Origin of the sequence: Bradyrhizobium brasilense (assembly GCF_029714345.1) — a bacterium.
Classification (GTDB): domain Bacteria; phylum Pseudomonadota; class Alphaproteobacteria; order Rhizobiales; family Xanthobacteraceae; genus Bradyrhizobium; species Bradyrhizobium australafricanum.
The window spans coordinates 7,099,325-7,113,252 of record NZ_CP121669.1; the positions used below are offsets into that span (position 1 = coordinate 7,099,325).

The 13,928-nt window shown below is 57.6% G+C and carries 10 protein-coding genes and 2 pseudogenes; 7 read left to right on the plus strand and 5 right to left on the minus strand.

Going from position 1 to position 13,928, the window contains the following annotated elements; genetic code table 11:
* Positions 1 to 266: 266 nt before the first annotated feature.
* On the plus strand, positions 267 to 671 hold the full coding sequence (locus tag QA635_RS32925; protein ID WP_283063836.1) for a helix-turn-helix domain-containing protein: 405 nt from the start codon (positions 267 to 269) through the stop codon (positions 669 to 671).
* 25 nt (positions 672 to 696) lie between these two features.
* On the opposite strand, the gene QA635_RS32930 is transcribed toward QA635_RS32925, so the two are convergent.
* A complete protein-coding gene (locus QA635_RS32930) occupies positions 697 to 1,482 on the minus strand; it encodes an enoyl-CoA hydratase/isomerase family protein (protein ID WP_283063838.1) in 786 nt (261 codons plus the stop codon).
* A 180-nt stretch (positions 1,483 to 1,662) separates the two neighbouring features.
* Here QA635_RS32930 and QA635_RS32935 point away from each other — a divergent pair, with 180 nt between their 5' ends.
* A complete protein-coding gene (locus QA635_RS32935; RefSeq protein ID WP_283063840.1) occupies positions 1,663 to 2,202 on the plus strand; it encodes a DUF2889 domain-containing protein in 540 nt (179 codons plus the stop codon).
* A 793-nt stretch (positions 2,203 to 2,995) separates the two neighbouring features.
* On the opposite strand, the gene QA635_RS32940 is transcribed toward QA635_RS32935, so the two are convergent.
* The gene (locus QA635_RS32940; protein ID WP_283063841.1) at positions 2,996 to 4,303 is read right to left on the minus strand and encodes an aminotransferase class I/II-fold pyridoxal phosphate-dependent enzyme; all 1,308 of its coding nucleotides are present in this window, start codon (positions 4,301 to 4,303) and stop codon (positions 2,996 to 2,998) included.
* Between the two features lie 432 nt (positions 4,304 to 4,735).
* Between QA635_RS32940 and QA635_RS32945 the strand changes: the two genes are divergently transcribed.
* The 4 genes and pseudogenes from QA635_RS32945 to QA635_RS32960 all read left to right on the plus strand — a co-directional run.
* Positions 4,736 to 6,181 carry an IS4 family transposase gene (locus QA635_RS32945; protein WP_283063844.1) on the plus strand — a complete coding sequence of 482 codons (1,446 nt, stop codon included), beginning with the start codon at positions 4,736 to 4,738 and terminating at the stop codon, positions 6,179 to 6,181.
* An 86-nt stretch (positions 6,182 to 6,267) separates the two neighbouring features.
* The gene (gene tnpA / locus QA635_RS32950; protein ID WP_283063845.1) at positions 6,268 to 6,669 is read left to right on the plus strand and encodes an IS66-like element accessory protein TnpA; all 402 of its coding nucleotides are present in this window, start codon (positions 6,268 to 6,270) and stop codon (positions 6,667 to 6,669) included.
* A 50-nt stretch (positions 6,670 to 6,719) separates the two neighbouring features.
* On the plus strand, positions 6,720 to 7,013 hold the full coding sequence (tnpB, locus tag QA635_RS32955; RefSeq protein WP_425249213.1) for an IS66 family insertion sequence element accessory protein TnpB: 294 nt from the start codon (positions 6,720 to 6,722) through the stop codon (positions 7,011 to 7,013).
* A 48-nt stretch (positions 7,014 to 7,061) separates the two neighbouring features.
* A pseudogene (locus tag QA635_RS32960) lies at positions 7,062 to 7,673 on the plus strand (transposase domain-containing protein); the annotation flags it as partial.
* Positions 7,674 to 7,810: 137 nt separating this feature from the next.
* On the opposite strand, the gene ltrA reads toward QA635_RS32960, so the two are convergent.
* The gene (ltrA, locus tag QA635_RS32965; protein ID WP_283063849.1) at positions 7,811 to 9,115 is read right to left on the minus strand and encodes a group II intron reverse transcriptase/maturase; all 1,305 of its coding nucleotides are present in this window, start codon (positions 9,113 to 9,115) and stop codon (positions 7,811 to 7,813) included.
* A 510-nt stretch (positions 9,116 to 9,625) separates the two neighbouring features.
* Here ltrA and tnpC point away from each other — a divergent pair.
* Positions 9,626 to 10,666, plus strand: a pseudogene (gene tnpC, locus QA635_RS32970) (IS66 family transposase); the annotation flags it as partial.
* A gap of 531 nt (positions 10,667 to 11,197) precedes the next feature.
* Here tnpC and QA635_RS32975 read toward each other — a convergent pair.
* Both QA635_RS32975 and QA635_RS32980 read right to left on the minus strand, forming a co-directional pair.
* Positions 11,198 to 12,355 (minus strand): acyl-CoA dehydrogenase family protein, encoded by a 1,158-nt coding sequence (locus tag QA635_RS32975; protein WP_283063852.1) that lies wholly within the window; start codon positions 12,353 to 12,355, stop codon positions 11,198 to 11,200.
* Between the two features lie 167 nt (positions 12,356 to 12,522).
* On the minus strand, positions 12,523 to 13,662 hold the full coding sequence (locus tag QA635_RS32980) for an acyl-CoA dehydrogenase family protein (protein WP_283063853.1): 1,140 nt from the start codon (positions 13,660 to 13,662) through the stop codon (positions 12,523 to 12,525).
* Positions 13,663 to 13,928 lie beyond the last annotated feature (266 nt).

Here is a 13,928-nt window from a genome sequence, read left to right on the forward strand (position 1 = left end):
TCGCGTATCGAGAAAGAATTGAGCGACGTGGCCGCTCGGTGCGGAGCCGCGTCTCCCACCGGGCAGCGCTAGACTGCGCGCCCGATCGGGCTCGCCAGCCTCGCCCCTGTCCCGATCTGGCCTTCCGACCGAACTTACGTGACTCGAGCAGCGTGTGTTGGGGTTGACAGGTCACGTATTCTATATGGAAGCAGTTGAACGAACTATCTGCAACTGCTACTGATTTTTCTATGACGTGAGAAGAGCGAGAGAGTCGGGCGTAATCCGTGACATACAACGACCTTGACGCGAGAATTGGCGAACGCATTCGAGGCCGGCGAAAGCTGGCCGGCCTGAGTCAGAAAGAACTCGCCAGCCGATTGGACATTGTCTTTCAGCAACTGCAGAAGCACGAAAATGGCACGAGCAGAGTGCCGGCCAGTCGCCTTTACGAGATCGCTCAAGCACTGAACACCCCGATCACACATTTCTACGAAGTCGGCGACAGCGAAACACCACAACGAAGCTCGCCACTCACGGATGTCTCCGCGATAGTCGGCGCACAAAGGGGCAAACTGGCAAAACAGATCCTTGAACTTGTCACGGCTTTCATGAAGATCAAGGATGAGCGTGCCCGAGCGGACATTGTTTCGTTGGTCGCCAGACTTTCGAACTCAAACGCCAAGCGCTAGAGTCGCCGTCCAGTAACTTGCGAGCTCAACAATGGCCGGCTGAACCATCCCGTTTTGGGCCACTGCCCAGCACGCTCTTGAAATGCTGTTGTGCGGCACTGTTCGCAACACCGGCAACATGTGCCTGTTTTGCCTCCCGTGCGATGCTCCGCAAACCGGCAAGCAGGCCTTGATTGATCGATTCTTTCGTTCGGCGAAAAGTGGTTTCGGGAAATTCACCGAGAATCCGCGCGCGCTCAATAGCCGTCTCCACAAGGTCTCCCGAATCTGCGACCTCGTGAAGCAACTTGTGCTCCAGCGCCCAACAAACCGGAACGGCCTCGCATCCGTAGACGATGCTGGACATCGCGGCCCGGCCGACGAAATTCTCGAGTAGATACCCGCCGACGATACACGCTATGCCGTGCTTCAATTCCCACATAATCAGCTTCGTTCCTGGAGCTCCAACGCGCCAGTCGCAACACAGCGAGAGCTGAAAGCCGAGCCCTATGGCATAGCCACCGACTGCGGCAACCGTCGGCTTCTGGATGCTGAGTATCCTCGAATAGAAGTCAATTAACCGGTCGATATACGCCTCCACTGCCGCACTTCCGGAAAGCTGGGCCACCTCCGTGAAATCGCCGCCAGCACAAAAGGATCTCTCATTTCCTCCTGTCAATACGAGAGCTCGCACCTCCGGATTGTCATTTGTCTCGCGGCATATCGAGCGTACCGCAGTCTCGAGTTCCAAGCTCATTGGATTATGGGGGGTACCGTGATTGAATCGCGCGACCAGAACCGCACCTCGTGACTCGGTTTCCAATATAGCCATGGTTTCTCCGATTGATCACGTCCACTTGACAACCGCAACACGAGCACATCGATGCACCTATAATGAGAATCTGTCAATACACTAAAACATCCATAGTAAGATTTTTATGTTGCAGCAAGGCCATTGGCAGCATAGTGTGAGCTAGCGCGTCGCTGCATGCATGTGAAAGCGGTGAGTTTCATGCCACTGTCTGCCCCTGTCGAACGAGAAATGCTTCATCGCCGGGTTATAGAAGTAGTTGGCTACCATCGTCGCGATCTCCTCTGGGATCTTGAGGCTCGCCTGATCGACTCAAAAACCAATGCGTACGCGAATCCCTGGCGTGAAGTTCTCCCTGGTGAAGCGATGCATGACATGTCACTGCGGTTGACTGTCGATACAAGCTTCAGGATCTGCGCAGTCGATGTTGTCAGCGACAGCAATCCGTATCCGCCATGCTCCGAAGCAGCGGGTGCCTTTGCTCCGCTCGTGGGTCTCACGATCGGGCCTGGCTGGAAAAGGAATGTAAGGGAGCGCATCCCTCAAACTGTTGGCTGCACGCACCTTTACGAACTTATTGGCTCCGTCGGATCAGTCATGTTCCAGACCATCTTGCCGGTCCTGCAGCAACAAGGAGCTTTCGACAGGCGTCCTCGCCCAGGCCTGATCGACAGTTGCTGCGCTTACCGGATGGGCAGCGACGTCGTAAGGCATTTATGGCCGGACTTGCCGATCAGGTAGGTGGTAGACAGCATGCAAATCGTACATCGTACGGGTGCCAACCTGAGGAATACACGGACCTGAGGAATACACGGACGCGATCGTGCTGCGGGAAGCTTGAAATCGTGATCGCAAATACACCTGCAAGTTACCTATTTTCCTGACGAAGGCGCCCTGCTCGCATTTAGGTAGAGAACTCTTATTGCAAGGCGCCGGCCAGCATCTGCTCGAGCATTCACAGCCTTTTCTTCTGTCGGACCCGCGCCCAGATAGCCCGATTAGTATCCGGCCGATGTGACACGGTATTCATGGACGATCGGACCCAGCCAAGGAGCGCGCCGGCAGACCGTCGCTTGACGCGGCATGCCGAATTCTTCCTGTCGGAATGCGCCCTTAAGGCACGAAGAGATTTTTCGCAGGTCCGACTTCGAATCCTATCCCACGTGCTCCTCCGGCAACGAGCGCAACCGCCTGTCGCTTTGATCTTTGGACTTCGCTCTTCCCATGTGCCCGGCACCTCGAATGACTTTTATTTGTCTCGTGGCTGGAAGGCTAGATTCAAACTCAGACGACGCAACTCTTACGATCCCCTCGGGTTCTCTGCCTTTCGGTACAGTCACCCCAAGCAGCTTCCCCTTATTGCCCCGACATCAATTAGATGCGAACTTTCTTGGACCTCCGAGCAAGTCGCGTCGTTGCGAAAAGCGAACCGTTCAAACAATTAACGGGGTGACAACTGGTACACTCCATCGGCCGTTGCACATTCCATGTCTGGCGTCACCATCCTCGTCTCCTCTCGATAGCGCCGAATCGTTCACTCCGTCATCCCATCGGGAGGCGCTGATATCGTGGCGGCTCCGGTTGTGCCGGCCGCACTTTCCAGGATGCAGTCGCACAGGCGTTCTATATCGTTTGCTTCGTGATCCGCCGTGATACACACGCGAATTCCTGCCTTTCCGCGCGGGACCGTCGGGAAGAAGGTTACGGAAGTATAGAAGCCGGCGTCGAGGAGCATTCTTGCTACCGCAATCGCTTTGGCTTCTTCCCCAATTGCAATCATTCTAATAGGGAAACGATTTCCTTTCTCGGCGGTCGTGACACGACGGTCAAAGACATTGATCCGCTGCGCCAGCTTCCGCTGCCTGTCGCCTAGCTCCGCCGATCGATGAATCTTGCATGAGCCCAGCGCAGCACCAACCGCCGCGAGGTTTGGCGCCACCGAAAAGGCGTAGGGAATGGAGTAGCGTCGAAACATGGCTTCATGGTCGGCTCCCCCGACCATCAACATGCCGCCCGATGCGCCGAACCCTTTTGCGAGTGATGCCGCAATGATCGTGCGATCGCCCAAGGCTTGCGGGAACTGAGAGCGAGCAAATCCTTCGCCTTGGCGTCCAAAGAGAGATATGCCATGGGCGTCATCGATAAAAAGAAAGAGTCCATAACGCTCCTGGAGCTGCCGAAGCTCCCTTATCGGCGAATTTCCCCCCATGGAGTAGACACCATCGCATACGTAGGCGACCATCGGATGTTCGCGACATAAGCGCTCGAGAGCGTCGACATCGTTGTGCGCAATAGTTTCAACTCGGGTTTCATCAGCGACGACCGGTTTGTGGTAAGCGAGCGATACATGCGCCGTCCGATCGAATACGACGACTGGTCTTCTTCCGCCCGTCAATTGGCCCGACGCAAGAAGGGGCATAGCGCCAAGGTTAGCCAGCATGACCGTGGAAAATGCGAGCACGCGCGCGGAGAACATATCAGAAAGGGTTTCTTCAAGCTCCGCCAAGAGATCGAAATTGAGCCGCGTTCGTGCGCACGACCAGTGCAACGACCGATGCGCCTCGATTGCGTCCATCGCTCCATCAATGACTAGCGGATGATTGTCGAGGCCAAGATAGGAGCACCGCACGAAATCAGTGACCAAAGGTCGATTGTCGAGAGAGCCAGTGCCCACAGCGACCATGCGACCGCCCCTCGATCTTGCCTGGAGGGCCATAAGACCAGATGTGTGGGCAGCATCGAAATACGGCTTGCTTTCGTTGACGACGTAAGCAGTGTTCCGAAAACGTCCACGTGCGCTGCGACTATCCGGAACTTTCATCTGTTGCTGCTCTTGCTGCATTAATTCCCCGCTCGGATCTGCCGAAGAACGTGCTTGACCACTCAAATGACAGGGCGCGACGCATTCTTGGCAATACTTGCCAAATCGCAGGTCATGTCTCTTGCAAGCTCCTGCCGACGCAAACTATCTATGAACGATTCAGATCGCAGCTACCTAATGAAATAGGTCGGAATGGCGGAGATGTCGTCCTCGGATCAAGTTTGGAGCCGTGCCGGGTGACTGATCCTATCTCCATCGCGTGGTGCCGACATTTCAGACGGTCGCCGGGAACCGATAGCTCAATAGTAAGTCACACACACGATGCGCGATAGCCCGGAGAAATGCGTACGCATCCGACGGGGCTTTCAATTACCCACATCTCGCGCGTAGGATTTGCACCGGTTGAATCTTCTGTGATTCTGTTTGTGACGCCGATTCGCGGAGGCGTCACAGATGAGCAGAGACACGGGAGCTGGTGCTGCAGGCTGGCATGACGACGAAGTCGTTGCGGCAGGGCTGCCGGACAAGCGATTGGCGCGCCGATTTGGCCGCCTGCTTGATCAGATGTCGGCGGCACCCGGCCAACCGGTCCCGGCCGCGTGCGGCGACTGGGCGGCGACGAAGGCCGCCTATCGCTTCTTCGACAATCCGCGCGTTACCGAGCATGGGATGCTGGCCGGCCATTTTGCCGCGACCGCCATGCGCTGCGCGGCGAACGACGGACCAATCCTCATTTTGCAGGATACAACCGAGTTCATCTACAGCCGTGCGCAGCCGGGTAAGATCGGCTTCACCAAGACCATCAACGCCGGACGCTATAAGGCGGGTCAGCCGAACGTGGTGACTTTGTGTGGGGTGCTGATGCATTCGAGCTTGGCTGTAACCCTCGGCGGCACGCCGCTCGGGCTGACGGCAGCGAAGTTCTGGACACGCACGAAGTTCAAGGGGACCTGGACGCTCAAGCGGCACGTGAACCCCACGCGCGTGCCGATCGAGACGAAGGAAAGCTATCGCTGGCTGGAGAACCTGCGCCAGTCGATGGCGCTCGTGGGCACGCCGGAGCGCTGCGTGCATGTGGCCGACCGCGAGAGCGATATCTACGAGCTTTTTTGCTTGGCGCAGGATCTCGGCACGCGCTTTCTGGTGCGAGTGCAGACCAATCGCTTGGCCGCCGCGCCCGCCGGCGCGGAGCCACGGGATAGAGCTCATCGGGTCTTCACCCAGCTCTCGGCGGCGCCTTGGGCGGGACGCCATTACGTCGCGATCGGACAAGATGAGACGGCGTGCGTGCACGTGAAGTTCGCCACCATCCAAACCTTGCCGCCCGTCGGCAAGCAGAAGCGATACAGTCCTCAGCTTCTCACCTACATCCAAGCCCTTGAGATCGACCCGCCGGCGGGCCGTCCGCCGATCGACTGGAAGCTGGTGACCAATCTGCCGGTCGGAGATTTCGCCATCGCCATCGAGAAGCTCGAATGGTACGCCTTGCGCTGGAAAGCAGAGGTGTTTCATAAGGTAATGAAGTCTGGCTGCCGCGCCGAAGAGGCGAGGCTTGAGACCGCCGAGCGGCTGGCCAAGTTCCTCGCCCTCATCGCGATGGTCAGCTGGCGTATCTTCTTCCTCACCATGTCCGCACGAGCAAAGCCCGAGGTTGCGCCGGAGACAGTTCTCACCACAACCGAAATTGCGACGCTTGATGCCATCGACGCGGCGCGGGCCAAGCCGCGCATCTTGCGCAAGACCCTCGCCACCTATTTGCTCCAGATCGCCATGCTCGGCGGCTACCTCGCTCGCAACCACGATCCGCCGCCAGGAAACATGGTTGTCTGGCGAGGACTAACACGCCTCCATGACATCGTCTTCGGCCTCTCAATCAGAACTCGTCGACAATGTGGGTAATTGAAAGCCGACGGGGGCCGTCTTGCGTGACGGATGGTAATTGGCGAAGCGTGTGACCTTAAGTCTAGCTTTAAGGTCATCAGGCGATGCGGGTCGAGGTTTTGGGCGGGCTGGAGCGGCGGCGGCGCTGGTCGCAGGACGACAAGGCACGGATTGTCGAGGAGAAGTTGGCGCCGGGCGCGAAGGTGACTGAGGTTGCGCGTCGCAACGGAGTAGCGGCCAGCCTGGTGTTTACCTGGCGTCGACAAGCACGGACATCGGAACAAGTTGTACCATCTTTTACGCCGGTGCAGATCGCCGCCGTGGCGGCATCGGCTGAGGAAACTCCGAAGCTTTTGCCTACGGTTGATGGCCGAGTTCGCTCCGTGGCAGCCGCGCGTACTGGATTGATAGAGATCGACCTCGGCAACCGACGGTGCATCCGGGTGGATGCGCACGTCGATCCGGAGGCGCTGGCGCGGGTCCTCGATGTGCTTGGACGCCGATGATTGCTATACCGGGGAATGTGCGAGTGTGGCTCGCGACAGGCTACACGGATATGCGCAGAGGCTTTCCGTCTCTGGCACTCCAAGTGCAGGAGGTGCTGCACAAAGACCCGCTCAGCGGTCATCTGTTCGTCTTCCGCGGTCGCCGCAGCGATCTTGTGAAGGCGATCTGGCACGATGGCCAGGGAGCCTGCTTGTTCACAAAAAGACTCGAGAGAGGAAAGTTCATCTGGCCATCGGTTGCCGGTGAATCGGTAACGATCTCGCCGGCGCAGTTGAGCTATCTGCTGTCCGGGATCGATTGGCGTAACCCTCAAGAAACCCGGCGTCCGACGCGCGTCGGTTAGGTCGTTTTACAGGTTTGAATCTGCTGCTTGATCTGATTCAATGGCTTCATGATATCGAAGCCGGACGATCTTCCATCGGACCTTGCGAGTGCCCTGGCGGCGCTGCAGGCCGAGCGTGAGGCGCGGCTGCGAGCCGAGGCGATGGCTGCCAGTGCGCAGGCGGAGCTGTCGGACAACGAGGCGCTGATCGCGCATCTCGAGCTGCGGATCGAGAAGCTCAAACGCGAACTGTACGGGCAGCGCTCCGAGCGCTCGGCACGGCTGCTCGAGCAGCTGGAACTGGAGCTCGAAGAACTCGTCACCACAGCGAGCGAGGATGAGCTTGCCGCGCAGGCCGCAGCGGCGAAGACGCAGAACGTCCGCCCCTTCATGCGCAAGCGGCCGGTGCGCAAACCATGGCCAGATGACATCGAACGCGAGCGCGTCGTCATGGAGGCTCCAACGACCTGTGCCTGCTGCGGTGGATCGCGGCTGGCGAAGATCGGTGAGGATGTGACCAAGACGCTGGAGGAGATCCCGCGCCGCTTCAAGCTGATCGAGACGGTACGCGAGAAGTTCACCTGCCGCGATTGCGAGAAGATCAGCCAGCCGCCCGCGCCGTTCCACGCCACGCCGCGCGGCTTCATTGGCCCACAATTGCTGGCGACGATCCTGTTCGACAGTAGGGTCGAGGGCTGGCGCGCCGCTCAACCAGTTTTCCCAGTTGTGCACGTTTCCAGCCCCCGCCACATCGCACGCAGCATGCGGATTTCCCGCACTACGCGCTCCCATTTGCTTCATGACAAGGCTTATTGGACCTATCTTGCTGGAGCAGCTTTCACCTCGCCGGCACTCGCCCTGTAGCCGTTGAACAGCTTCAAGGTGTCGTACAGCCACGAATTACTCCACTGCTTCCAGCCGAAGCCTTTTTGTTTCCGTGCCTTCGCCAGATGACGTCTGACCTTCTTCTCTACCCAGTTCCTGACGTAGGCGAAGCATTTGCTGGAATCGCCTATCCGGAAGTAGTTTACCCATCCTCGGAGCTTCGGATTGATCAAGCTTATCACCCGACTAATCGGTTGCGACCGATAGCTGCGAAACACTTCCTTGAGCCCCCGCAGTAACGCCGTCCGCTTTTTGAGCTTGGGCATGTAGTACGGCCGCATCACTCCGCGCAGACTGCGGAGATAGCGGAAGTCGAATCCTAGAAATCCGAAGCTCTCGCCTCGTTCCAGATTGACCGTGCGACTCTTCTCATCATTAACTTCAACCTGCAGTTTGGCGAACTCTTCACGCAATCGCTTTTCCACGGCACCGAGCAGCCAGTCATGTCGCTTATGGGCATCGATCAAGACCACCATATCGTCAGCAAATCGTGCATATTCGATATTGGTGTACTTGCCGCGGCGTGTCACCTCACGCGCTCGCTCCAGCATCTTGTCTACCTCGTTGAGGTAGAGATTACTGAGCAAGGGGGAGATTACACCGCCTTGCGGAACGCCCTTCTTGCCGGAAGCTTTCAGCATAAGCCGCAGAAGGTGCATGATTTCCTTGTCGTCAATTCGCAGAGCCACCTTCTCTAGCATCCGATCATGTCGGATGTTGTCGAAATAAGCGCGCAAATCGAAGTCAAGAATCCGCGTCTTCCGCTCGGCTATTGCCTGAGCAACTCGCTTGATCGCGTCATGAGCTGTACGCTTGGGCCGATATCCAAACGATCCCGGTTGGAAATCCGCCTCGAATACAGGTTCGAGTATGAGCTTGAGCGCGCCCTGAACCACTCTGTCGCGGATAGCCGGGATCGAGAGAACGCGGACCTTAGAGCCCCCGTCCTTCGGTATTTCCCGCTTCCTTGATGGAAGTGGCTTATAGGTGCGCCCGATCAGTTCGTCTCGTAATTGCTCGAGTAGCGTCTCCACGCCTCGCGCTTCGATGGCTTCGAACGTCACTCCGTCTATTCCCGGAGCGCCGTCGTTTTCTTTCGCCATCTCATACGCTGCGCGCAGAGTCTCCATCTTGCACACGTGGACGTATAGACCCCAGAAACGCCAGGACGGTTCAGCCTTCGCCTTGACGTATAGTCTCCGCCTCAGGTCCTGCAAATCGATGGACGCCTTTGTCATCTCGTCCTTGCCTTCCTTACGTTGGAGACATCACAAATGGCAGGGCCCCTTCGCTCCACGGGCGTTACCCCGCTTCATCGCTACTACGGACCCGGCCACCACCTTCACACCTTCGGTCGACTTCCCGGGGTCACCGGTTATACGACCTACCTTCTTCCGGCGATTTCTCCCCGGGGTGAGGAAGGCTTCTCCAGTTGCTTAGCATGTCCTTGTCACCGTGCTGTCGCTTTCACCCCGCCGAAATGACCCGTCGTGTCAGTTAGCATTCGCCGGGTCATGCTGCCTTCGCCCCAAAACTGCGGGCTCGGCCTTCGGTGTTCAGCATTTTCGAGGCCACAACGCGTTTTCTTTCAGATACGGCCCGGTGACTCGTGATCTCCCCAAGGGAGTCTTTGTCGATAGGCTTCAAAGGTTCTATTTCTATCTCCTTTGCTATCCACACTACGGGGGTCTAACTTTTTCCCCGGCAGGACTAACTCCTGCTGAACATGCCAGCCTTCGCTGGACGCACAGTTCGGCATGCATATCCCGCTCAACCGCCAGAGTGCGCGCTTCAAGGCCGAGAGGATCGATTTGCCGCTGTCGACCCTGGCCGACCAGGTCGGCCACGGCAGCTTCGCCGTCATGCCGCTCTTCCATTTGATCGAACGCCATGTGCTTGCGGCCGAGCGCCTTCATGGCGACGACACCACCATCCGCATCCTGGCCAAGAGCAAGTGCACGACCGGCCGGATCTGGACCTATGTGCGGGATGACCGGCCCTTTGCCGGGCCTGCGCCGCCGGCGGCGGTCTATTACGCCTCGAGCGACCGACGAGGCGAGCATCCCCAGAAGCATCTGGCCGCCTTCGCCGGTATCCTGCAAGCCGATTGCTACAACGGCTTCGAGCCGCTGTTCGACCCGCAGAAGAAGGTGCTGCCGATCACGCCGGCGTTTTGCTTTGCCCATGCGCGGCGGGGCTTCTTCGAGCTGGCTGACATCGAGAAAAATGCCCGGGAAGGTAAGAAGGGCAAACCGGTCTCTCCGATCGCGCTGGAGGCGGTCAGGCGCCTGGATGTGTTGTTTGACATCGAGCGCGCCATCAACGGCCGCGGCGCCGACGAGCGGCGCGCCGTGCGCCAGGAAAAGAGCAAGCCGCTCCTCGGGGACATGCACGCCTGGTTGTTGCGCGAGCGCGAAACCCTCTCTCGCTCGTCCGAGGTCCTGAAGCCTATGAATTACATGCTCAGACGCTGGGACGACTTCGGCCGCTTCCTCGACGATGGCAGGATCTGCTTGACCAACAATTGTGCTGAGCGCGCATTGAGAGGCATCGCCTTGGGAAGGCGCAACTGGACCTTCGCCGGCAGCCAGCGTGGTGCCGACCGTGCCGCCATCATGCTGACGATGATCACGACCTGTCGTCTCAACGACGTCGATCCGAAAGCCTGGCTCGCCGACGTCCTCGCCCGCATCGCGCATCTTCCCGCATCGCGTCTGCACGAACTGCTGCCCTGGGAATGGAAGCTCCTGCGCAAAGCCGACAAACCCGCCGATCAGCAGGCCGCCTGACGCAACGCCCAGCCATCATAGAGCTCGCCGCTCTCACGCGCATGTGCCAATCTGGCGGCCTTCGTCGTATGCGTACAAGAAATGCTCCCGACACGCAGAATGAAAAGCAACTTGCGGAACTCAACGTTCCGCAGCGCAAAAACGAGCATTCATCCGTTTTCTTAAACGAAAGAGCAGATGCGCGCAAATTACGCGCAGAAACGTTATTTGAGTCAATTGCCAGAATTGCGCCTTCCGTCCCGGAACGCCAATCCAGTCCCGGCCCTCCCTTCCAAGGTTCACAGCCGCTCCGCCCTTAGGGAGAAAGGCTAGGCCGCTTACTATGTCGCTCATCGCGCAGTGCTCAGCAAACATAGAGCGGCTACTCCTTTCGAAGCCGGATAATAGTGTCCCGCAAGGACGAAACAGGCGTGCTCGGCTTGTGTGTTGAGCTGGCCAAACCCTCCTCAAAAGGAGGTGCCTCGAAAGGCACAACGATCACTTCCATGGAGGAGGCGTGCAACATCAACCTCCGATAAATTCTCACAGCCCTCATGCTAACAGCCTGCGGGCGAGGGCTCTGTATTTCAGAACCTCGGTTGCGCCTTCGTAGACGCGAGCCATCCGCTGCTTGTCGTACCAATGAGCTAGTGGACTCTCATAGGAACAACCCGCACCGCCATGGATCTGGATGGCACGATCGATGATGCGCCCGACCATCTCCGTACACGTCAATTTGGTGACGGCCGCTTCGACGCGCGTATCATCGCCGCGATCCACTTTCTCGGCGTACTTATACATCATCAGTCGATGCTGCTGAATTTCGATCCATGAGTCCAAGATAATTGACTGAATGGCCTGCTTTTCGCCAAGCGGGCCCCCGAACAGCATTCGTTGCTTGGCTTGTTTGACCATCATGTCGAAGCAGCGCAGGGCAATGCCGGTAGCCGCCGCAGCATTCCCGAATCGGGTCCAACTCAGTGCGTCTTGAGCTCCCTTAAATCCTGCGCCCTCGGCGCCGATGCGTGCAAGATCGTCTACTCTGCAATTTCTAAATATGAGCCGGTACGTAGTGGTATAGGTTCCCCTGTCGATTGAGTTCAGCCCACCGAGCATCCGCACCGGACCATCTGCAATGAGACCCGGATTGCCTTTTTCCACGGCGAACATCGACAAATTACCTGAGCTTTCTTCCACGCTTGTCTTGGCCAAAACGAATACGAGGTCAGCATCCTCCCAGCCACTGACGAAACTCTTTGAACCGTCGATGACCCATCCGTTATCCTTCCGTTTCGCATAGGTGGCGGTCTTCCGAGACGGATCCGACCCCCCCTCGGGCTCTACAAACGCAAAGGTACACCGCTTGGCATCCGAGAGAATGGGATCGAGGTAACGAGCTCTCTGTTCGTCCCGCAAATGGAGCAAGTCTCGTGGGACCTCCCCCCCGAAGAGGATCGGCGTCAGGCATTTCCTGTTTTCCTCCATGACCGCGAGTCGATCAACAAGAGAAAGGTTCGCGCCACCAAACTCGGCCGGCAAGCTAAGCCCCCATAGGCCAGCCCTGCGGGCAGCATCCCGTCCAGGCTCGTAGTCCGTCAAGAATAGATCCTCGCCTCTGAGCTTTCGTTGTTCGAGTGGCTCTTGGTGGTCCTTTACGATCTTATGAACAAGCTCCACGAGTGCCTGTGTTTGGCCCTTGAATTCATACATGTACTTTTTCACCTCATTTCTTGATGCAGCACTCTCAAGAAACGCCTACAGGGTGCCACCCGCGGTTCGCGGCTGGCGTTCGACTTATAGACCGCGACTTTTTTGTATCTTCTCGACGAAACCGACGGGCGAGCTGAAATGTGCAGTCCGCACCCGTCTCGATTTGTCTAGGCAGCCGTGGACGTCAACAGATGCCGAGCAAGCACACGATACTTCAGCACTTCGCTGGGCCCTACCCAGATGCGTGACATTCGTTGAGTATCGTACCAGTGAGCAAGTGGGCTCTCATACGTACAACCGGTACCGCCATGAATCTGGATGGCGCGGTCAATGACGCGGCCGACCATCTCCGTGCAAGTTAACTTTGTCATGCTTGCTTCGACCCGGGTATCCTCACCACGATCGTGCTTCTCGGCGCAAGTGTACACCATCAGACGATTCTGCTGTATTTCGATCCATGAGTCGATTATCATGGACTGGATCGCCTGCTTGTCGCTGAGCGCGCCTCCGAACAGTACGCGCCCTTTGGCGTACTCTACCATCATGTCATAGCAGCGCTGCGCAATGCCAAGGGTCGCCGCCGCATTTGCAAAACGGGTTGCGTTTAGTGCGTCCTGTGCGCCTTTGAATCCGGCGCCTTCAGCGCCAATGCGCGCAATCTCGTCCACTCTGCAATCTTCAAGAATCAGCTGATGCGTCGTGTACCCTCCGAGCATCGGCACTGCACGTGCGATAAGGCCCGGGTTTCCCTTCTCCACAACGAACATGGAAATACTGGAAGCTGTCTCTTCTTTGGCTATGCGAGCAAAAACGAATACGCGATCGGCTTCATCAAAATCGCTGACCCAGAGTTTTGACCCGTTGATCAACCAACCCTTTCCATCGCGCTTGGCACGCGTCGAAGTATTGCGAGCCGGATCGGATCCGCCACTGGGCTCAGTCAATGCAAAGCATAGCGCAGTAGCATCAGAAAGGAACGGGTCGAGGTATCGTGCCTTCTGCTCGTCCTCAAGACGCAGCAAGTCGGGCAACGCTTCGCCCCCGAAACGGATTGGTGTTAGGCTCTTCCTGTTTTCCTCAATAACGGCCAGTCGATCCACGAGACAAAGTTCCGCACCACCCAGACTGCGTGGTAGGCCTAGTCCCCACAATCCAGACTTTCGGGCCGCATCCCGTCCAGGCTGAAAGTCGGCAGAAGTCAGCTTCTCACCTCTGAGTTTGCGCGTCTCTAGCGGCGCTTGGTGATCCTTGACGATCCGCCGAACCAACTCGACAAGAGCCTGTGTTTCTTGCTTAAACTCATACATATCGTCTCTCGTTTCCTATCTGCGATGCTGGCTGATCAGGTGACGTCTGCCCGCATTCGAGTTCCTGCCGTTCTGTTATGGCCGCGCGAGCGCCAACCTATTCGCACGCTCTGCACTGCGGCCCGTCTCGATGAAGATGCCGTGGTATGAACGACTGTCAGACTGTTGTGACGATTGGTCAATCTACCGAAGCGGGTAGGCCAAATCGCATTTTTCTATTGCTATGAATTGTCATCTCTCGGCATGCCTGTGACGCCAACGTTCAA

Excerpts from the sequence above, each read along its gene's own strand:
- QA635_RS32930 (WP_283063838.1), bottom strand. The coding sequence starts at position 1,482 with ATGGCTATATTGGAAACCGAGTCACGAGGTGCGGTTCTGGTCGCGCGA.
- QA635_RS32935 (WP_283063840.1), top strand. The coding sequence starts at position 1,663 with ATGCCACTGTCTGCCCCTGTCGAACGAGAAATGCTTCATCGCCGGGTT.
- QA635_RS32940 (WP_283063841.1), bottom strand. The coding sequence starts at position 4,303 with ATGCAGCAAGAGCAGCAACAGATGAAAGTTCCGGATAGTCGCAGCGCA.
- QA635_RS32945 (WP_283063844.1), top strand. The coding sequence starts at position 4,736 with ATGAGCAGAGACACGGGAGCTGGTGCTGCAGGCTGGCATGACGACGAA.
- tnpA (WP_283063845.1), top strand. The coding sequence starts at position 6,268 with ATGCGGGTCGAGGTTTTGGGCGGGCTGGAGCGGCGGCGGCGCTGGTCG.
- tnpB (WP_425249213.1), top strand. The coding sequence starts at position 6,720 with ATGCGCAGAGGCTTTCCGTCTCTGGCACTCCAAGTGCAGGAGGTGCTG.
- ltrA (WP_283063849.1), bottom strand. The coding sequence starts at position 9,115 with ATGACAAAGGCGTCCATCGATTTGCAGGACCTGAGGCGGAGACTATAC.
- QA635_RS32975 (WP_283063852.1), bottom strand. The coding sequence starts at position 12,355 with ATGTATGAATTCAAGGGCCAAACACAGGCACTCGTGGAGCTTGTTCAT.
- QA635_RS32980 (WP_283063853.1), bottom strand. The coding sequence starts at position 13,662 with ATGTATGAGTTTAAGCAAGAAACACAGGCTCTTGTCGAGTTGGTTCGG.